The following is a 22,609-nucleotide window of genomic DNA, read 5'->3' as shown; positions in this document are numbered from 1 at the left end:
CGGCATCTCGGGTCACGCCGGTCGCTGCATTCGCTTCAGGGCCAGCTGGACGAGGCTGTCGGCGCCCATCGCGTCCAGGGATTCGGGCTGTCGGGGCTGTTCAGCGTTGGTGGCGGGCCGCGTGTCGTCGGGGCCGGTGGCGGCGGCCGGCCGGTCGGCGAGGCGGCGCAGCATGTCGAGCACGCCGGACTCACGGAGCCGGGCCGTCGGGATCGCGGTCAGCAGGTCCCGTACCTGGGGGTCGATGCCCTCGTCGGCGGAGTCGGCCGCCACGGGTGCGGCCGTGTCGGTGAGGAGCCGGTCGCGCAGGAGCCGTACCAGGTCCTCGGGGGTGGGGTGGTCGAAGACGAGCGTGGCCGGGAGGGTCAGCGCGGTGGCGGCGCCGATCCGGTTGCGCAGGTCGACGGCGGTGAGCGAGTCGAAGCCGATGTCCTTGAAGGCGCGGGTGGGTTCGACGGAGGCGGGCGAGGAGTGGCCGAGTACGGCGGCCACCTGGGCGCGGACCAGGTCCAGCAGGAGCTGGTCCTGTTCGGGGGCGGTCAGGGCGGCGAGGCGCGCGGTGAGGTTCTCGGCCGTGCCGGACGCGTCGCGTGCGGCGGTCCTGCGCCTGCGGGTGGCGGGCACGAGGTCGCGCAGTACGCCGGCCAGGTCGTCGGCGTGTTCGGCGAGCGCGGCAGGCCGCAGGGCGACGGGCACGGCGAGGGGCTCGTTGACGCGCAGGGCGGCGTCGAGCAGGGCGAGGGCTTCGTCGCCGGGCAGGGCGGGGAAGCCCTGGCGGCGCATGCGGGCGAGTTCGGCCCGCGACAGGGTGCCGCCCATGCCGGCCTCGGTCTCCCACATGCCCCAGGCGAGGGACACCGCAGGCAGTCCCTGCGCGCGGCGGGCGCCGGCCAGCGCGTCGAGCGCGGCGTTGGCGGCGGCGTAGGCGGCCTGGCCGGCGGAGCCGATGACTCCGGCGACCGACGAGTACAGCACGAAGGCGTCCAGGCGGTGCCCGGCGGTCAGCTCGTGCAGATGCCGGGCGGCGTCCGTCTTCGCGGCCAGGACTCGGGCGAGGCGTTCGCCGGTGAGGCCGGTGAGTATGCCGTCGTCGAGGACGCCGGCGGTGTGCACCACGGCGCTCAGCGGGACGCCGTCCAGGACGGCGGCGAGCTGCTCGCGGTCACTGACATCACAGGCGACGACATCGACGCGGGCTCCCGACTCGGCGAGCGCGGCGCGCAGTTCGGCGGCGCCGGGTGCCTCGGGGCCGCGGCGGGACAGCAACAGCAGATCGCGGACACCGTGCCGTTCTACGAGGTGCCGGGCGAGCAGCGCGCCGAGGCCGCCGGTGCCGCCGGTGATCAGCACGGTGCCGGTCCGGGACCATGGCGCGGGCACGGTCAGGACGACCTTGCCGACGTGCTTGGCCTGCTGGAGCAGCCGCAGCGCCTCGGGAGCGCGGGCGATGTCGAAGGCGGTCACCGGGATCGGCCGCAGCGCGCCCTGCTCGAACAGCTCCAGCAGGGCGCCGAGCATCTCGCCGATCCGGTCGGGCCCGGCCTCCACAAGGTCGAACGCCTGGTACGACACCCCTTGCTCGGCGGCGACGTCGGCCGCCTCGCGGATGTCGGTCTTGCCCATCTCGACGAACCGTCCGCCCGGCCGCAGCAGCCGCAGCGACGCGTCCACGAACTCGCCGGCGAGCGAGTCGAGGACGACGTCGACGCCGCCGTCCGCGCGGAAGCGGTGCTCGAACTCGGTCGTACGGGAGGAGGCGACACGGTCGGCGGGGACGCCGAGCTCGCGCACGGCCGGCCACTTGCCCTCGCTCGCCGTGGCGTACACCTCGGCCCCGAGATGCCGGGCCAGCTGCACGGCGGCCATGCCGACACCGCCGGCGGCGGCGTGGATCAGCACGGACTCGCCGTCCTGGAGCCCGGCGAGGTCGACCAGGGCGTAGTAGGCGGTCAGGAACACGATCGGCACGGACGCCGCCTGCTCGTACGTCCAGCCCTTCGGGATCGGCGCGAGCGTGCGGGCGTCGGCCACGGCCGTGGGGCCGAAGGCGGCGTCCAGCATGCCCATCACCCGGTCCCCGACGGCAAGTCGCTCCACGCCGGGCCCGGTCTCGACGACGACGCCCGCGCCTTCCAGGCCCATCCGGCCGGCGTCCCCGGGGTACATGCCCAGGACGTTCAGCACATCGCGGAAGTTGACGCCCGCCGCCCGCATCGCGACCCGGACCTCGCCGGGGCCGAGCGGACGCCGTTCCTCGGGGACGAGGGCGATGCCGTCGAGGCGGCCCTGGTCGACGATGTCCAACCGCCACTCGTCACCGTCACCTGCGGGCGGGGCGAGCACTCCGTCGGCGGCCATCCTGACGAGACGCGGCAGCCACACCCGGCCGCCACGCACCGCGAACTGCGTCTCGTCGGTGGCGCGCAGGACCGCGGCGAGGGCGTCCAGGGAGGCCGGGTCGCCGTCGGTGTCGGCGAGGGCGAACCGCCCGGGGTTCTCGCTGATCGCGGAACGCACCAGCCCCCACACACCGGCCGACGCGACATCCGGCGCCCCGTCCGAGGCGCTCTCGACGCGTACGGCTCCCTCGGTCAGCACGACGAGCCGCGAGGCGGCGAACCGCTCGTCGGCCAGCCACTGCTGAAGCCGGGAGAGGACGGGAGCGACCGTGGCCGCCACGTCATCTCCGTCGCCCGCCGCGACCGGCAGCAGCACCGTGTCCGGTACGTCGCCGGCCGCGGCCAGCGCGTCGAAGTCGGCGTGGGCGACGGCGGGGACACCGTCTAGCGCACTTCCGACGACCGTCCAGAGCGTCCGCTCGGGCACGGCGGCCGTCTCGGGGGCCAGGGTCCAGTGCGGCCGGTACAGGTTGTCGGGGCCGGTGGCGGTGAGGTGTCGCCGGGACTGGGCCCGCAGTACGAGGGAGTCGATCTCCGCGACAGGCTCGCCGGTCGCGTCCGCGATCCGCAGGGCGACGTCCCCGGCGCCGCGCGGGGTGAGCCGGGCCCGGACGGTGCCCGCCCCCACGGCGGCCAGGCGGACGCCGGACCACAGGAAGGGCAGCGAGCCGTCGGTGGTCTCCGTATCCAGACCGAGGCCGTGCAGGACGGTGTCCAGCAGCGCCGGATGCAGGCCGAAGGACGCGGCGTCCCCGGCCACGGGCTCGGGCAGTTCGGCCTCCGCGTACAGCCGGCCCTCATGCCGCCAGACCCGGCGCAGACCGCGGAAGGCGGGACCGTAGTCGAGGCCGGACGCGGTGAGCCGGTCGTACAGGTCCCCGAACTCCACGGGCTCGGCACCGGCGGGCGGCCAGATCCTCAAGTCCCATTCGGGGGCAGGAGGTTCGACGGTGTCGAGGCTGCCCGTGGCGTGCAGCGTCCAGGGCTCGTCGGGCCCGGCCTCCTGCGGACGGGCGTACACGTGAAGCGTGCGGCCGGCGTCCTCCTCGGCTCCCACGGCCACCTGAAGCTGTACGGCGCCGTGCTCCGGCAGCACGATCGGAGCACTCAGGGCCAGCTCGGCCAACCGGCCGGCGTCCACCCGCTCCCCGGCCTGTAGCGCGAGCTCCACGAGGACCGTACCCGGCACCACGACCGAACCCGCCACCGCGTGATCCGCCAGCCACGGGTGCGTCCGCACCGACAGGCTCGACGTGAGCAGTACGGCGTCCGAACCGGCCACCGGCACCGCGGCACCCAGCAACGGGTGGTCCGTGCGGGCCAGCCCGAGACCGTCGGCGTCAGCGGCGGCGGCCGGTGCGTCGAGCCAGTAGCGCCGGCGCTGGAAGGGGTACGTGGGCAGGTCGGCGCGGCGGGCGCCGGTTCCCTCGAAGAGAGTGGACCAGTCGAAGTCGGCGCCCCGGACGAAGAGTTCGGCGCAGGCGGTGAGCAGCGTCTCGGGTTCGGGGCGGTCCTTGCGCAGGGTCGCGGCGGCGGACACGTCACCGGCCAGCGCGGTCAGCACCGGGTCCGGGCCGACCTCCAGGAAGCGTGCGGCCCCCTGGGCGCGAGCCGACTCCAACGCGTCATGGAACAGGACGGGCTTGACGATCTGCTCGGCCCAGTAGGCGGCGCTCGTCCAGTCCCCGTCGGACAGCGGCGCACCGGTCATGGTGCTGACGGCGGCCACGGTCGGCCTGCGGAAAGTCACTTGCTCGGCCACGGCCGTGAACTCGGCGAGCACCGGCTCCATCAGCGGCGAGTGGAACGCGTGGGAGACCCTGAGTCGCCTGGCTCGCAGCCCCGCGTCCCGCGCGTGCTCGGCGACCGTCTGGACGGCGGCCTCGGTGCCGGACACCACGATCGCCGTAGGCGAGTTGACGGCGGCGATCACCGCACCGTCCACCAGCCACTCGCCGACCTCGGCCTCGGAAGCCTCCACGGCGACCATCGCGCCACCCTCGGGCAACGCCTGCATCAGCCGGGCACGAGCCGCCACCAGCCGTACAGCGTCGGCGAGTTCAAGCACTCCGGCCGCATACGCTGCGGCGAACTCACCCACCGAATGCCCCAGCACCACGTCCGGCCGCATCCCCCACGACCGCAGCAACGCCACCAGCGCCGACTGCAAGGCGAAGAGTGCCGACTGCGCGTACCCGGTCCCGTCCTCCGCCTCCTCCGCGAACAGCACATCCTTGACCGGCCGATCGAAACCGAGCTCCGCATCCAGCAGCCCGCACACCTCGTCCAACGCCGCCGCGAACACCGGATAGGCCGCATTCAACTCCCGGCCCATCCCCGGACGTTGGCTTCCCTGCCCGGTGAACATCCACGCCGTGCGCCCCTCGATCGCCGCGCCGCTCACCACTGGATCGGTGAGTGCGGCGTGCAGGGCGGTGCTGTCGGGGCCGAGAACCACGGCCCGGTGTTCGAGCCGGGCCCGTGTCGTGGCCAGGGAGAGGCCGATGTCGAGGGGGTCGCCGGTCGCGGACGTCAGGCGCTCGGTCTGGGCGCGCAGGGCGTCGGCCGTGCGGGCGGAGACGATCCAGGGGATGAGCGGGAGCCCGGCGTTGGGGGCGGGTGTCCGCTCGGCGAGCGGGGGTTCCTCGACGACGACATGGGCGTTGGTGCCGCTGATGCCGAAGGAGGACACACCGGCGCGACGCGGGCGTTCGCCGCGTGTCCAGGGGCGTTCCTCGGTGAGCAGGGCGACGGCGCCTGCCTCCCAGTCGACGTGCGACGACGGCTCGTCCACGTGCAGGGTGCGCGGCAGGCGCTCGGCGCGCATGGCCATCACCATCTTGATGACACCGGCGACTCCGGCGGCGGCCTGCGTGTGGCCGATGTTCGACTTGATCGACCCGAGGTAGAGGGGTTCGTCGCGGTCCTGGCCGTAGGCCGCGAGCAGGGCCTGCGCCTCGATCGGGTCGCCCAGGCGGGTGCCCGTGCCGTGCGCCTCGACGGCGTCCACGTCGGCGGGACGCAGACCGGCCGCCGACAGGGCCTGCCGGATCACCCGCTGCTGCGAAGGCCCGTTGGGCGCGGTCAGGCCGTTGGACGCGCCGTCCTGGTTGACGGCGGTCCCTCGGACCACACCGAGGACGCGGTGGCCCCGGCGGCGGGCCTCGGACAGGCGCATGAGCACCAGGACGCCTGCGCCCTCGGCCCAGCCCGTGCCGTCGGCGCCGTCCGCGAAGGACTTGCAGCGGCCGTCGGCGGCCAGGCCGCGCTGGCGGGAGAACTCCACGAAGGTCTGCGGGGTGGCCATCACCGTCACGCCGCCCGCGAGTGCCGTACCGCATTCGCCGGACCGCAGGGCCTGGCAGGCCAGGTGCAGGGCGACGAGGGAGGAGGAGCAGGCGGTGTCGACGGTGACCGCCGGGCCTTCGAACCCGAAGACGTAGGCGATGCGGCCGGAGAAGACGCTGCCCGCGTTGCCGTTGCCGAGGTAGCCCTCGACCTCGTCGGGGACGGTGTGCAGCCGGGCGGCGTAGTCGTGGTACATGAGGCCCGCGTAGACGCCGGTGTCGCTGCCGCGCAGCGAGGTCGGGTCGATGCCCGCGCGCTCCAGTGCCTCCCACGCGGTCTCCAGCAGCAGCCGCTGCTGGGGGTCCATGGCGAGGGCCTCGCGCGGGCTGATGCCGAACAGTTCGGCGTCGAAGTCCGCGGCGTCGTGCAGGAATCCGCCTTCGCGGACGTAGGCGGTGCCCGGTCGGTCGGGGTCGGGGTCGTAGAGCCCGTCGAGGTCCCAGCCGCGGTCGGCGGGGAAGCCGGTGATGCCGTCGGCGCCGTCGGCGACCAGGCGCCACAGGTCCTCGGGCGAGGTGATGCCGCCCGGGTAGCGGCAGCCCATGCCGACGATCGCGATGGGTTCGTCGGAGCCGGCCGGGCGTGCGGCGGGCTCGTCGGCCGGGTCCCCGCCGAGGAGTTCGCGGTGCACGAACGCGGCGAGGGCGCTGGGACTCGGGTGGTCGAAGACGAGGGTCGCCGGGAGGCGCAGGCCGGTCGCGCTGCCGAGGTGATTGCGCAGGTCGACCGCGGTGAGCGAGTCGAAGCCGATGTCCTTGAAGGCGCGGGAGGGGTCCACGGCGGCGGCGTCGACATGGCCGAGCACGGCGGCGACCTGGGTCTGCACCAGGTCGAGCAGGGCGCGGTCCTGCTCGGCGCGGGGCAGGCCGCGCAGTCGGGCGGCGAGCGGCACGTCCGCGCCGCCCGCGGTGCGGTGGGCCGGGCGCCTGCGGCGGGCCGCGGGGACCAGGCCGTGCAGTACGGCGGGCAGCGCGTCGCCGCGTGCGGCCAGTGCGGCGGTGTCGAGGGCGGCGGGCACGAGGGCCGGTTCCCCGGTGCGCAGCGCGTCGTCGAGGAGGGCGAGCGCGTCGTCGGTGGCCAGTGCCGGATAGCCGAGGCGGCGCATGCGGGCCACGTCGGCGTCGGTCAGGCGACCGCCCATGCCGGCCGTGTGTTCCCACATGCCCCAGGCCAGGGAGGTGGCGGGCAGGCCGCGCGCGTGGCGGCGGGCGGCGAGGGCGTCGAGCGCGGCGTTGGCGGCGGCGTAGGCGGCCTGTCCGGCGGAGCCGACGACTCCGGCGACGGCGGAGAACAGCACGAACGCGCGCAGGTCGCGGTCGGCCGTCAACTCCTCAAGATGCAGGGCCGATTCGGTCTTCGCGGCAAGGACACGCGCCAGCCGGTCGGGGGTGAGGTCGGTGAGCACACCGTCGTCGAGGACGCCCGCCGTGTGCACGACGGCGCTCAACGGCACGCCGGACAGTGTCGCTTCGAGCGCGGCGCGGTCGGTGACGTCGCAGGCGGTGACGGCGACCCTGGCCCCGTGGCCGGCGAGCTCGTGGACCAGCTCGTCGGCGCCGGGCGCCTCGGCGCCGCTGCGCGAGAGCAGCAGCAGATCGCGTACTCCGTGTGCGGTCACCAGGTGCCGGGCGACCAGGGCGCCCAGCCCGCCCGTGCCACCGGTGATCAGTACAGTGCCGTCGCCGGGCCAGCCCGGGTCGCCGGTCACCGTGTCCGTCACCCGGCCGAGCCGGGGCCGGCGCACCTGCCCGTCGTGGAAGGCGAGTTGGGTCTCTCCGGCGTCGACGAGCGCGCCCAGCCGTTCGGTGAGCGCCTTCCACGACTCGGGCGTTCCGTCGGTGTCGGCCAGCACGAACCGGTCGGGGTGCTCACTGATCGCCGTACGGACGAGTCCCCATACGGCGGCGGCCGCCGGTTCGGTGCGCACACCGGTGGTGACGACGGCCAACCGGGCGCCGACGAGGCCGGGTTCGGCGAGCCAGTCCTGGAGGGCGGCGAGCACTTCGGACGCCGCCTGCCCCGCGAGTACGGGCAGCAGGACGAGCGCAGGGGCGGTCTCGGCGGCGGTGAGAGCAGCGAGGTCGGGGAAGACGGTGACCCCGGTCGCGGCCGTGAGGGACCCGCCGTCACCGAGCGCGGCGAGTTCCTTGGGCGTGCCTGCCGGCGACGCGGGCACGGGCGTCCACAGCATCCGGTACAGATGCCGGGCCCTGCCGGTTCCGACCTCTCCGGCCGCCACCGGTCGCAGTACCAACCGCGCGATGTCGGCGACCGGTTCACCGGCGGCGTCGGCGATCCGCAGGCCGACCTCGCCGGGGGCACGGACGCTCAGCCTGGCCCGTACGGCGGACGCTCCGACGGCCGTCGGCTGCACGCCGGTCCACAGGAACGGCAGCAGCGCCTTCCGGCGCCCCTCCCCCGCCTGGGTGTCGGCCTCGGTGTCGTCGATGCCGAGCGCGTGCAGCACGGCGTCGAGGAGAGCCGGGTGCAGGGCGAAGCCGGACGCGTCGTCGGCCGTGTGCTCGGGCAGCTCCGCCTCGACGAACAGTTCGTCGCCCGCCCGCCACAGCGCACGCAGGCCCTGGAACGCCGGGCCGTACACCATCCCGGTCTCGGCCAGACGCGTATACAGGCCGTCGACCGCGACGGGCTCGGCCCCATTGGGCGGCCAGACGCGCAGATCCCAGTCGGCCACGGTGGGCCGGGCCGCCCCGAGGGTGCCCGTGGCGTGCAGCGTCCACGGTTCGTCGTCGGGCGCTCGGTCCGGCCGGGCGTGGATCCGGACGGTGCGCGTCCCCTCGGCCTCGGCCGGGTCGACCGACGTCTGAACCTGTACGGCAGCGTCGTGTGCGAGCACCAGCGGGGCGCGCAGCGTCAGCTCGTCCACGCCGTGGAGACCGATGTGGTCGGCGGCCTGGACGGCGAGTTCGAGCAGCGCGGTGCCGGGGACGACGACCGTGCCGTCGACCGTGTGATCGCCGAGCCACGGGTGCGTGCGCACCGACAGCCGCGACGTGAGGACGGCGGTGTCGGAACCCGCCAGCCGTACGGCGGCCCCGAGCATCGGATGCCGGATCGCACCGAGACCGAGCCCACCGGCGTCGACGGCCGGACGGGTGGGTTCGAGCCAGTAGCGCTGCCGCTGGAAGGGGTACGTGGGCAGGTCGACGCGGCGGGCGCCGGTTCCCTCGAAGAGAGCGGACCAGTCGAAGTCGGCGCCCCGGACGAAGAGTTCGGCGCAGGCGGTGAGCAGCGTCTCGGGTTCGGGGCGGTCCTTGCGCAGGGTCGCGGCGGCGGACACGTCACCGGCCAGCGCGGTCAGCACCGGGTCCGGGCCGACCTCCAGGAAGCGTGCGGCCCCCTGAGCGCGAGCCGACTCCAACGCATCGTGGAACCGCACCGGCTTGACGATCTGCTCGGCCCAGTAGGCGGCACTCGTCCAGTCCCCGTCAACCAGCGGGGCGCCGGTGAGGGTGCTGATCGCCGCGATGGTCGGTCGGTGGTAGGTCACCTGCTCGGCCACCGTCGTGAACTCGGCGAGCACCGGCTCCATCAGCGGCGAGTGGAACGCGTGGGACACCTTGAGGTGGGTCGTCCGCCGTCCCGCGTCCCGCGCGTGCTCGGCGACCGTCTGGACGGCGGCCCCGGTGCCGGACACCACCACCGCCGTGGGCGAATTGACGGCGGCGATCACCGCACCGTCCACCAGCCACTCGCCGACCTCGGCCTCGGAAGCCTCCACGGCGACCATCGCGCCGCCCTCGGGCAACGCCTGCATCAGCCGGGCACGAGCACCCACCAGCCGCACAGCATCGGCGAGTTCAAACACCCCGGCGGCATACGCGGCGGCGAACTCACCCACCGAATGCCCCAACACCACGTCCGGCCGCATCCCCCACGACCGCAGCAACGCCACCAACGCCACCTGCAAGGCGAACAGCGCCGACTGCGCGAACCCGGTCCCGTCCTCCGCCTCCTCCGCGAACAGCACATCCCTGACCGGCCGATCGAAACCGAGCTCCGCATCCAGCAGCCCGCACACCTCGTCCAACGCCGCCGCGAACACCGGGAAGGCGGCATACAACTCCCGCCCCATCCCCGGACGCTGACTCCCCTGCCCGGTGAACATCCACGCCGTACGGCCCTCGACGACCGAGCCCATGACCGCCGTGTCGGTCAGGCCGAGCACCGCGCGGTGTTCGAGGGTGGCGCGGCCGGTGGCGAGGGAGAGGCCGATGTGGAGGGGGTCGGCGTCGAGGGAGGTCAGTCGTTCGATGTGGGCGTTGAGGGCGGTGGCCGTGCGTGCGGACGCGACCAAAGGCACGACGGGCGGTGTGCTTTGCCCCTGCTCGGGTTCCACCGCCGGGGCGGGCGTGGCCTCTTCGAGGATGACGTGGGCGTTCGTACCGCTGATGCCGAAGGAGGAGACGCCGGCGCGGCGCGGGCGTTCGCCGCGCGGCCAGTCGTGCTCGTCGGTGAGCAGGCGTACCGCGCCGGCCTCCCAGTCGACGTGCGAGGACGGGGCGTCGACGTGCAGGGTGCGTGGCAGGCGCTGGGCGTGCAGCGCCATGACCATCTTGATGATGCCGGCGACTCCGGCGGCGGACTGGGTGTGGCCGATGTTGGACTTCACGGACCCGAGGTAGAGGGGTTCGTCGCGGTCCTGTCCGTAGGCCGCGAGCAGGGCCTGCGCCTCGATCGGGTCGCCGAGCCGGGTTCCCGTACCGTGCGCCTCGACGGCGTCCACGTCGGCGGGACGCAGACCGGCCGCCGACAGGGCCTGCCGGATCACCCGCTGCTGCGAAGGCCCGTTGGGCGCGGTCAGGCCGTTGGACGCGCCGTCCTGGTTGACGGCGGAGCCTCGGACGAGGGCGAGGATCCGGTGGCCGCGGCGTTCGGCCTCGGACCGGCGCATCAGGACCAGCACGCCGGCGCCTTCGGACCAGCCGGTGCCGTCGGCCGCCTCGGCGAAGGGCTTGCAGTTTCCGTCGGGGGCGAGGCCGCGCTGGCGGGAGAACTCCACGAACGCCGTGGGGTTGGCCATGACGGTGGCGCCGCCCGCGAGGGCCGTGTCGCACTCGCCGGAGCGCAGGGCCTGGCAGGCCAGGTGCAGGGCGACCAGGGCGGAGGAGCAGGCGGTGTCGACGGAGACGGCCGGGCCTTCGAGGCCGAGGACGTAGGAGAGGCGCCCGGAGGCGACGCTGGGGGTGCTTCCGGTGAGCAGGTAGCCGGCGGAGTCGCCGTCGGCCTCGTGCACGGAGCCGCCGTAGCCGTTGGCGGAGACGCCGGCGTAGACGCCGGTCGCCGTGCCGCGAAGGGAGGTCGGGTCGATTCCCGCGCGCTCCAGTGCCTCCCAGGCCGTCTCCAGCAGCAGGCGCTGCTGGGGGTCCATGGCGAGGGCCTCGCGCGGGGAGATGCCGAACAGTTCGGCGTCGAAGCCCGCGACGTCGGGGATGAAGCCGCCGCGTCCGGCGAAGGGGGTGCCGAGGGCCGCCGAGGTGGATTCCAGCAGGCCGGGGACGTCCCAGCCGCGGTCGTCCGGGAACGGCGACATGCGGTCCTCGCCGGCGGTCAGGACGTCCCAGAGGTCTTCCGGTGACTGGATGCCGCCGGGGAAGCGGCAGCCCATGCCGATGACGGCGATGGGTTCGTCGTCCGCCGAGGCGATTGCTGCGGGAGCGGTCGAGTCCGGGCCTGCGCCCGTGCCGAGGAGGCGGTCGCGCAGGTGGGTGGTGAGGGCGCTCGGGGTGGGTTGGTCGAAGACGAGTGTGGTGGGCAGGGCGATCTCGGTGCTCGCGGCGAGCCGGTTGCGCAGGTCTACGGCGGTGAGGGAGTCGAAGCCGAGGTCCTTGAAGGCGCGTCCGGGGTCGATGCCGGCCGGGGAGGCGTGGCCGAGGACGGCGGCGACCTGGGACTGGACCAGGTCGAGGAGGGTGCGGTGCTGTTCCGCCGGGGGCAGGTCGCGCAGGGTGCGGGCGAGTTCGCCCTCGGGGATGTCGCGGGAGTCGGTTGTCGTGGTCTGCGCGGTTGCGACCTCGGGCAGGTCGGCGATGAGCGGGCTGGGCCGGGTGAAGGTGAAGGTGGGGGCGAAGCGTTCCCAGTCCACGTCCGCGACGGTCACGCAGGTACGGTCCGTGAGGAGCGCCTGCTCCAGGGCGGCGAGGGCGCTGTCCGGCGTGAGGAGGGCGAGGCCGCGTCCGGTGAGATGGTCGGCGACCGCTTCGTCGGCTGCCATGCCGCCGCCGCTCCACGGGCCCCAGGCGACGGAGGTCGCGGGCAGGCCGAGGGCGCGGCGGTGCTGGGCGAGGGCGTCGAGGTAGGCGTTGCCCGCGGCGTAGGCGGCCTGGCCGCCGCTGCCCCAGACGGCGGCGACGGACGAGAACAGCACGAACAGGTCGAGGTCGAGGCCGGCGGTCAGTTCGTGGAGGTGCCCCGCCCCGGTGACCTTGGCGGAGACCACCTGGGCGAGGCTGTTCGGGGTGGTGTCGGTGAGCGGGGTGTTCTGAGGGAGCCCGGCCGTGTGGACGACGCCGGTCAGCGGTGTCTCAGCCGGGATCGCGGCGATCAGGTCGGCCAGTGCGTCGCGGTCGCCCACGTCACAGGCGGCGAGGGTGACGCGGGTGCCGTGAGCGGTGAGTTCGTCGCGCAGCGCGTCGGCGCCGCGAGCGTGGGCGCCGCTGCGGGAGACCAGCAGCAGGTGTGGGGCGCCGCGCTCGGCGAGGCGTCGGGCGACATGGGCGCCGAGTGCGCCGGTGCCGCCGGTGATCAGTACGGTTCCGCGCGGCGCCGGCAGTCCGGGGGCACCGGTGCTGTTCGCCGGGTCGTGGGCGAGGCGGCGAACAGCACCGGTGTTCGCCTCGTCGTGGGCGAGGCGGGCGGTGTGGACTCCGGAGGCGCGGACGGCGAGTTGGTCCTCGCACCCGGGGGCGGCGAGGACGGCGGCGAGGCGCTGCCAGTCGTCGGGGCGGGCGTCGTCCGGGAGGTCGACCAGGCCGCCCCACAGGCCGGGCAGTTCGAGGGCGGCCGTGCGGCCGAAGCCCCAGATCTGCGCCTGGTCGGGGTTGGTGAGGGGTTCCCCGGCGACGGCTACGGCGGACCGGGTGACGGCCCACACCGGGACCTTCAGTTCGGCGGCCGCCAGCGCCTGGAGAAGGTTGAGGTGGGGTGTGGGGAGCGCATCGGCGGTGTCCGGGAGGACGACGATGCCGTCCGGGCCGTACTCGTGGATGTGCGCGGCGAGTTCCGCGGTCTCCGTCGAGGCGGGCAGGGTGCGGAGCTCGGCGTCGGCGCCCGCGGTGCGCAGTGCGTCTAGGCAGGCGTCGGTGTCCTGTGCGCCGGCCGGGGCGGCGATCAGCCAGCGGCCGGTGAGGCGCGCCGTGCGCGGTGACGGCGCCGGCTTCCAGATCACGCGGTAGCGCCTGCGGTCCTGCGCGGCGCGCTCCTCGTGCCGGCGTCGCCAGTGCGTCAGGGCCGGGAGCAGCGCGTCCAGCGAAGCGCCTTCGGACAGACCGAGTTCCTGGGCCACGGTGGCGGGGTCGGCGGTGTCGACCAGCTGCCAGAACTCGTCCTTGGAGCCATCGTCGGCGGGGCGGTGGGCGGCACGGTCCGGGAGCCAGAAGCGCTCGCGCTGGAAGGCGTAGGTGGGCAGGTCTGTCAGCTGGGCGTCCGTGTCACGGAAGACTTCCGCCCAGTCGACACGGGTGCCGCGGACGAAGAGTTCACCGACGGCGGTGAGCAGGCTCTCGGGCTCGGCCCGGCCGGAGCGCAGGGCGGCGACCGCCACGGTCAGGTCGGGGGCCGTGCGCTGGGCGAGGGCGGCGAGTACCGGGTCGGGGCCGAGTTCCAGCAGGCGGGTGGCGCCGAGTTCGCCGATGACGGTGCGTACGGCGTCGTGGAAGAGGACGGGCCGGCGCACCTGCCGTACCCAGTAGTCGGCGCTCGCCCAGTCGTCGGCGGCGAGGGGCCGGCCGGTGACGGTGCTGACGGCCGGTATTCGGGGCCGCCGGTAGGTGAGGTCGTTCGCCACGGCGGCGAACTCGGCCAGCATCGGCTCCATCAGCGGCGAGTGGAAGGCGTGCGACACCTTGAGCCGGGTGACGCGTCGGCCCTGCTCGCGCGCGGTGGTCAGCACGGCGTCCACGGCGGCCTCCGTGCCGGAGACCACGACGGCGGCGGGCCCGTTCACGGCGGCGACGACCGCGCCATCGGTGAGCCAGGGCTCGACCTCCTCGGGGTCGGCCTCCACGGCGGCCATCGCACCGCCCTCGGGCAGTGCCTGCATCAGCCGGGCACGGGCGGCCACCAGCCGTACGGCGTCGGGGAGTTCGAGGACGCCGGCGGTGTGGGCGGCGGCCAGCTCGCCGATGGAGTGGCCGACCAGCGCGTCGGGGGCGAGGCCCCAGGAGCGCAGCAGTTCGGCGAGGGCGACCTGGAGGGCGAACAGCGCGGCCTGCGCGTATCCGGTTCGGGCCGGCAGGGCGGCCTCGGGGCTGTCCGGTGTGGCGAACAGCGCGGTGCGCAGTGGGGTGTCGAAGCCGTCGGCGCCGGCGAGTTCGGCGTCGAGCAGTGCGCAGGTGTCGTCGAGGGTGCGGGCGAAGAGCGGGTGGGCGTCGTACAGTTCGCGGCCCATGCCGGGGCGCTGGCTGCCCTGCCCCGTGAAGGCCCACACCGTGCGGCCCTCGCCTGCGACAGAGGTGACCGGGGCGGTGGGGTCGCCGTCGGCGAGGGCGGTGGCGGCCGCGATCAGGGCGTCCGGGTCGTCGCCGACCAGAACGGCACGGTGATCGAGGGCGGCGCGGGCGGTGGCCAGCGTGCGGCCCACGTCCGCCGGGTCGAGGCCGGGCCGTTCGGCGAGGTGCGCGACGAGCCGGGCGGCCTGCGCACGCAGGGCCTGACGGGTCCGGCCGGAGAGGATCCAGGCCACGGCGCCTGCGGGGCTGGGTGGGGCGGCGACGGTCGAAGTGCCTGCGTTCGATGCCTCGTAGTCGGGAGCGTCGACGGCCGGCACGCCTGCTCGACCTGCCCCGGCGACCGGCGCATTGTCCGGGCCGGCGGCAAGCGCGCCAACGGTCGGCGTGCCCGCTCGCGGTGGCTCGGTGGCGGGGCCGCCAAGGGCCGCCGTGTCCGACTGCGGCGCCTCCTCCACGATCACATGCGCGTTGGTCCCGCTGATCCCGAACGCCGACACACCGGCCCGGCGCGGGCGTTCGCCGCGTGCCCAGGGTCGCGCCTCGGTGAGCAGCCGCACGGCGCCGGAGTCCCAGTCGACGCGGCTGGAGGGGGCGTCGACGTACAGGGTGGGCGGCAGTTGCCCGGCGCGCAGGGCGAGGACCATCTTCATGACGCCGGCCGCGCCCGCCGCCGCCTGGGTGTGGCCGATGTTGGACTTCACCGACCCGAGCCACAGCGGCTCCTCACGGTCCTGGCCGTAGGTCGCGAGCAGGGCCTGCGCCTCGATCGGGTCGCCGAGGCTCGTGCCGGTGCCGTGCGCCTCGACGGCGTCCACGTCGGCGGGGTTCAGACCGGCCGCCGACAGGGCCTGCCGGATCACCCGCTGCTGCGAAGGCCCGTTGGGCGCGGTCAGGCCGTTCGAGGCGCCGTCCTGGTTGACGGCGGAACCGCGCAGCACCGCGAGCACGGGGTGGCCCGCGCGGAGCGCGTCGGAGAGGCGTTCCAGTACGAGGACGGCGGCGCCCTCGGACCAGCCGGTGCCGTCGGCGCCCTCGGCGAAGGCCTTGCAGCGGCCGTCGGCGGACAGGGCACGCTGGCGGGAGAACTCGACGAAGATGCCCGGCGTGGCCATCACGGTCACGCCGCCGGCGAGGGCGGTGCGGCATTCGCCCTGCCGGATGGCCTGCGCGGCGAGGTGGAGCGCGACCAGCGCGGAGGAGCAGGCGGTGTCGACGGTGAGGGCGGGGCCCTCCAGGCCGAGGGTGTAACTGACGCGGCCGGACAGGACGCTGGCGGCCGAGCCGGTGGCGACGTAGCCCTCGACGTCCTCGCCCGGGGCGTTCGCGGTGTCGCGGTAGTCCTGGCCGTTGGTGCCGGCGAAGACGCCGGTGGCCGTTCCGCGCAGGGACAGCGGGTCGATGCCGGCGCGCTCCAGGGCTTCCCAGGCGGTCTCCAGCAGCAGGCGTTGCTGGGGGTCCATGGCGAGGGCCTCGCGCGGGGAGATGCCGAAGAGTTCGGCGTCGAAGTCCGCGGCGTCGTGCAGGAATCCGCCGACGCGGGCGTAGGTGGTGCCGGAGTGGCCGGGGTCCGGGTGGTAGAGGCGCTCGACGTCCCAGCCGCGGTCCCGGGGGAACGGCGTGAGGCCGTCCGTGGCGGAGGAGAGCAGGTCCCACAGCTGGTCGGGGGTGGTCACGCCGCCGGGGAAGCGGCAGCCCATGCCGACGATGACGACCGGGTCGTCGTCGGCGCCGACCGGCGCGAGGGCGGGACCGCCGCGCTCGATCTCGTCGGTGGTGACGCCGAGGACCTGGGTGCGCAGGAACGCGGCGAGCGCGGTCGGGGTGGGGTGGTCGAAGACGAGGGTGGTGGGAAGGGCCAGCCCGGTGGCGGCGGCGAGCCGGTGGCGCAGGGCGACGCCGGTCAGCGAGTCGAAGCCGAGGTCCTTGAAGGCACGGCCGGCGTCGACGGCACTCCGGTCGGCGTGCCCGAGGACGGCAGCGACCTGGTCGAGGACGAGGCCGAGCAGCAGCCGGTCCTGCTCCGCGGTTGTGCGACCGGACAGTTCGGTGCCGAGGGTGCCCGCCGCCGGTGCGCCGGGTCCGGCGTCGATGGCGGGCGGGGCGGCCTCGGGGAGGTCGGCGAGGAGCGGGCGCGGCGTGTAGGCCGCGGCGGCGAAGCGCTGCCAGTCGACGTCGACGACGGTCGTGCAGGTGACGTCCTCGTCGAGGGCGCGGCTGAGCGCGTCGAGTGCGCGGGCCGGCTCCAGGGGCCGTATGCCCTGGCGGCGGAAGTGTTCGGCGACGGTCTCGTCGGCCGCCATGCCGGCACCGCCCCACGGGCCCCAGGCGAGGGACGTCGCGGGCAGTCCGGCGGCGCGGCGGTGCTGGGCGAGCGCGTCGAGGCGGGCGTTGGCGGCGGCGTAGGCGGCCTGTCCGGCGTTGCCGAGGACGGCGGTGACGGACGAGAACAGGACGAAGGCGTCCAGTTCCCGCTCCCGGGTCAGCTCGTGCAGATGCCGGGCGGCCCCGGCCTTCACGGCCAGGACGCGGGTGAGGCGTTCGGGGGTGAGGTCGGCGGCGAGTCCGTCGTCGAGGATGCCCGCGGCGTGCACGACGGCCGTCGGCGCGTAGGTGTCCAGGACCGACGCGACGGTCTCCCGGTCGGCGACGTCGCCCGCGACGAACGTGACTGCGGTGCCCGACCGGCGGAGTTCCGCGCCGAGTTCGGCGGCACCGGGGGCGTCTGCTCCGCGCCGCGACACCAGTACGAGGTGTTCCGCGCCGCCGGCCGCCAGCCACCGGGTGAGGTGTCCGCCCAGGGCGCCGGTCGCGCCGGTGACCAGGACGGTGCCACGCGGCTGCCAGGACCGCGTGGGCCGCGCGGAGCGGTCGCGCACCAGCCGGGCGGCGTGGACGCCGCTCGCGCGCACGGCGAGCTGGTCCTCACCCGCTCCCCCGGCCGCGAGCACGGCCGCGACCCGCTGCCAGAGCCGGGCCCGCGGTTCGTCCGGCATGTCGATGAGCCCGCCCCAACGGTCGGGCTGCTCCAGCGCCATGACCCGGCCCAGCCCCCACACGGCGGCCTGCTCCGGACGTGCGGGCCCCTCGCGCCCGGACACCGCGACGGCACCGAAGGTCACGCACCACAGCCGGCTCTCCGGGTGCGCCCGCGCGAGCGCCAGGACGTGCGCGGGGTCGGCGAGCAGGGACAGCACGCCCGCGTACGGAGGCTCAGGGGCGGCGGCCGGTCCGGTCGTGACCGTCGCGTCCGTCACGGAATCGGCAGCCGAGCCGGCCCTGGCCGTCGCGTCCGTCACAGGATCGCCAGCCGATCCGGCCCAGGCCGTCGCGTCCGCCTCGGGGCCGACAGCCCATCCGGTCCTGACTGTCGCGTCGGCGCCGACGGCTCGCAGCGCGGCCGCGGCCGCGTCTGCCAGTTCGGTGGGGGTGTTCTCGTCGACGGCGATCAGCCAGGTGCCGTTCAGGCGGCCCGGGGCCGGGGTCCGGACCGGCCGCCAGGTGATCCGGTAGCGCAGCCCGGCCAGTCTTGACTCCTCGCGGCGCTTGCGGCGCCAGTCGGCGAGCACCGGCAGGACGGCGTCCAGCGGAGCACCGCTGTCCACGCCGAGCTCTTCCGCCAGGGAGTCGGCGTCCCCCTGGTCGACGAGTTCCCAGAACCCCCCGTCGACGACACCCTCCGCGCGCCCGGCCGGCCGGGCGTGGTCGCCGAGCCAGTACCGCTGCCGTTGGAAGGCATACGTGGGCAGGTCCACCCGGCGCGCGCCGGTCCCCGTGAACAGCGCGGCCCACTCGATCTCGGCGCCCCGGACGAAGAGTTCGGCGATGCCCGTCAGCAGCGTCTCTGTCTCAGGGCGGTCCTTGCGCAGGGTCGCGGCGGCGGACACGTCCCCGGCCAGCGCGGTCAGCACCGGGTCCGGGCCGACCTCCAGGAAGCGTGCGACACCCTGGGCGCGAGCCGACTCCAACGCGTCGTGGAACCGCACCGGCTTGACGATCTGCTCGGCCCAGTAGGCGGCACTCGTCCAGTCGCCCTCGGACAGCGGGGCACCGGTCAGCGTACTCACGGCCGCCACGGTGGGCCGGTTGAACCGGACCTGTTCGGCCACGGCCGTGAACTCGGCGAGCACCGGCTCCATCAGCGGTGAGTGGAACGCGTGGGACACCTTCAGCCGGCTGGTCCGCCGTCCCGCCTCCCGGGCCCGCTCGGCAACGGTGTCGACCGCCACCTCCGCCCCCGAGACCACCACGGCGGACGGCCCGTTGACGGCAGCGATCACCGCACCGTCCACCAACCACTCGCCGACCTCGACCTCGGAAGCCTCCACGGCGACCATCGCGCCACCCTCGGGCAACGCCTGCATCAGCCGGGCACGAGCACCCACCAGCCGCACAGCATCGGCGAGTTCAAACACCCCGGCCGCATACGCGGCGGCGAACTCACCCACCGAATGCCCCAGCACCACACCCGGCGCCGTCCCCCACGACCGCAGCAACGCCACCAACGCCACCTGCAAGGCGAACAACGCCGACTGCGCGAACCCGGTCCCGTCCTCCGCCTCCTCCGCGAACAGCACATCCCTGACCGGCCGATCGAAACCGAGCTCCGCATCCAGCAGCCCGCACACCTCGTCCAACGCCGCCGCGAACACCGGGAAGGAGGCATACAACTCCCGCCCCATACCGGGCCGTTGGCTCCCCTGCCCCGTGAACATCCACGCCGTACGGCCCTCCGTGGCCGTCCCCGAGACGACGGGGCCGGGGTGCAGGGCGACGGCGCGGTATTCCAGCGTCGCGCGGGTGGTGGCCAGTGACCGGGCCACGTCGAGCGGGTCCGCGTCGAGTGCTGTCAGTCGGTCCAGCTGCTCCCGCAGGGCCCGCTCGCTGCGCGCCGACACGACCCACGGCACCACGGGAAGCCGCGTGAGCGGTTCCTCGGAGGTCAAGTCCTCGGTGCCGGGTGCCTCTTCGAGGACCAGGTGGGCGTTGGTGCCGCTGATGCCGAACGACGAGACGCCCGCGCGGCGCGGACGCTCACCGCGGGTCCAGGGCCGGTCTTCGCGGAGGAGTCGCAGGGTGCCGTCCGACCAGTCGATGTGGGCGGACGGCTCGTCGGCGTGCAGGGTGCGCGGGAGGTGTTCCGCGCGCAGGGCCATGACCATCTTGATGACGCCGGCGACGCCCGCGGCGGCCTGGGTGTGGCCGATGTTGGACTTGACCGAGCCGAGCCACAGGGGCTCCTCGCGGTCGTGGCCGTAGGCGGCGGCGAGGGCGTGTGCCTCGATGGGGTCGCCGAGCCGGGTTCCCGTGCCGTGCGCCTCGACGGCGTCCACGTCGGCGGGACGCAGACCGGCGTTGGCGAGGGCCTGGCGGACGACGCGCTGCTGGGCGGGGCCGCTGGGAGCCGTGAGCCCGTTGGAGGCGCCGTCCTGGTTGATGGCGCTGCCGCGGATCACGGCGAGGACCTCGTGGCCCTGTCGGTGGGCCGCGGACAGGGGCATCAGGACGAGCATGCCGGCGCCCTCGCTGAGCGCGAATCCGTCGGCCCGTGCGGAGAACGCCTTGCAGCGGCCGTCGGGGGCGAGGGCCCGCTGGCGGGAGAATTCGGCGAACATCTCCAGGCTCGGCAGGACCGTCGCGCCGCCGGCGAGGGCGGTGCTGGCGGCGCCGCTGCGCAGGGCCTCGCAGGCCAGGTGCAGGGCGACGAGGGAGGAGGAGCAGGCGGTGTCGACGGTGAGGGCGGGGCCCTCCAGGCCGAGCGTGTAGGAGATGCGTCCGGAGGCCACGCTGACGGCGTTGCCGGTCAGGACGTGGCCGGCGACGTCGGTGGAGGCGTGCGCGGCGGCACGGTCGTAGTCGACGGTCATGAGGCCGAGGTAGACGCCGGTGGCGGTGCCCCGCAGCGTCGTCGGGTCGATGCCGGCGCGCTCCAGCGCCTCCCACGTCGTCTCCAGGAGCAGCCGCTGCTGGGGGTCCATGGCGAGGGCCTCGCGCGGGCTGATGCCGAAGAAGGCGGCGTCGAAGTCGGCGGCGGCGCGCAGGAATCCGCCCTCGCGCTGGAGGAAGCCGCCGGGTGCGGTGCCGCTGGGGTCGTAGCGTCCCTCGATGTCCCAGCCGCGGTCGTCGGGCAGCGGGGTGACGGCGTCGGTGCCGTCCGACAGGAGCTGCCACAGGGCCTCGGGCGAGTCGGCGTCGCCGGCGAAGCGGCAGGCCATGCCGACGACGGCGATCGGCTCGTCGGAGTGCGCGTTCCCGGCGGTGGTGGCCGGGTCGGCGGTGGCGCCGTAGAGCTGTTCGTAGAGGTGGTGGCCGAGGGCGGCGGGGGTCGGGTAGTCGAACGCGGCGGTCGGGGCGAGGGGCAGTCCGGTCGCCGCGCGCAGCCGGTCGCGCAGGGCGACGGCGGTGGCCGATTCGACGCCCTGGTCGCGGAAGGAGATGTGCGCGGGCGCGCCGCCCGGCAGTTCCAGCAGGTCGGCGAGCCGGGTGCGGACGAGGTCGACCAGGGCGCCGCGCCGGTCGGGTTCGGGCAGGTCGCCGAGACGGTCGCGGAGGGCTGCCGCCTGGACCCCGAGGGGTGTGCCGGTGGTGTCGGGGTCCTCGACGGCTGCCGCGGCGGCGAGTTCCGCGGGCAGGTCGGCCGGGACGGTGCCGGGGTCGTGCAGGGCGGTCCAGTCGGGGTCGCCGCCGGTGGACCAGTACTCGGCCACGGCGCGCTGGAAGCGGTCGGCGTTCCCGGCGTCCCTGCGGAGTGTGCTGTGGACGGTGCCGGTGACGCCCGCCCGGGTGAGGACGGTCTCCAGTCCGGTGGTGAGCAGCGGGTGCGGGCTGATCTCCAGGAAGTGGCGGTGGCCCGCGTCGAGCGCGGTGCCGACGGCGGCGACGAACTCGACGGTATCGCGCAGGGCGGCCGCCCAGTGGTCCGCGCCGAGGGTCACTCCGTCGAGGGCCGTGCCGGCCGAGGCGGCGTAGAGGGGGACGCGGGCCGGGCTTGGGGTGAGGGCGGCGAGGTCGGCGCGGATGCGGTCGGTGATCTCGTCGATGTGCGGTGAGTGGGCGGCGACGCCGTAGTCGACGGTGCGGGCGCGGACGCCTTCGGCGGTCAGTTCGGCGAGGAGTTCGGCGGCGGCGTCGGTGTCGCCGGAGACCACGCCGTTGTCGGGGCCGTTGACGGCCGCGAGGTGGAGCCTGCCGTGCCAGGGCGCGAGGCGTTCGCGGAGTAGTTCGACGGGCATCAGGGCGGACACCATGGCGCCGCGCCCGTGCAGGTCGAGCTGGGCGGTGCCCCAGCTCGCGGCGACGCGAGCGGCGTCGTCGAGGGTGAGGGCGCCCGCGACGCAGGCGGCGGCGATCTCGCCGAGGCTGTGCCCGACGACCGCCGCGGGCCGTACGCCGACGCTCTCCCAGAGCGCGGCCAACGACACCATGACGGCGAAGAGGGCGGGCTGGGTGACGTCGGGTGTGGTGAGCGCGTGTGCGCCGCGCAGGATGTCGACGGGGTTGTGGTCGAGGTGCGGGGCGAGGGCGTCGGCACACTCGTCCATACGGCGGGCGAACACCGATGAGGTGTCGAGGAGTTCGCGGGTCATGCCGGGCCACTGCGAGCCGTGGCCGGGGAAGACGAAGACGGGTCCGCTGTCGCGGGCTGTGGTCCGGCCCTCGGTGACCCGGTCGGTGGGGGTGCCGTCGGCCAGGGCGTCCAGGGCCGCGGCGAGTTCGTCGGGGCCGGTCGCGGTGACGGCCGCGCGGCAGGGGTGGGCCGGGTCGAGGCCGTGCAGCAGGGCGGCCGCGATCCCGTCCGGCGCCCCGTCGTGGACGAGGGCGCGCAGGATGCGGGCCTGTTCCCGTACGGCCCGGGTGCCCCGTCCGGTGAGGAGCCAGGGGCGTGGGGTGCCCGCGATCGGGCGGGTGGCCGAGGTGGAGCGAGCTTGATCGGACACGTTCTCTCCCGCGGATGACTCGTCGCCACGTCTTCGGATGCTGGACCGGGCCTGTGGGGGGCGTCGGCGTGCGGCGGCCGGGGAAGTGGGGGTGGCCTGATCCGTTCGTCCAACTGGTTCGATTATTCGGACGGACGACTGGGGGAAACACAAGGAGATGGCGCGCCCGTCACGATCACGACGACGCCGACGGGGCCACGGGGGCCACGTCGGCGTCGATGCGGATCTGCGGAAGGGG

The 22,609-nt window shown here is 74.8% G+C and carries 1 protein-coding gene; it reads right to left on the bottom strand.

Features of this window, described 5'->3' with window-relative positions:
* Positions 1–12: 12 nt before the first annotated feature.
* On the bottom strand, positions 13–22,371 hold the full coding sequence (locus tag PGH47_RS38100; protein ID WP_271667227.1) for a type I polyketide synthase: 22,359 nt from the start codon (positions 22,369–22,371) through the stop codon (positions 13–15).
* Between the last annotated feature and the right edge of the window lie 238 nt (positions 22,372–22,609).

This window comes from Streptomyces sp. HUAS 31 (assembly GCF_028198125.1).
GTDB classification, from domain to species: Bacteria; Actinomycetota; Actinomycetes; order Streptomycetales; family Streptomycetaceae; genus Streptomyces; species Streptomyces chartreusis.
Note: the sequence above shows the minus strand (reverse complement) of the source record. Positions and strands in the feature narration are given on the sequence as shown.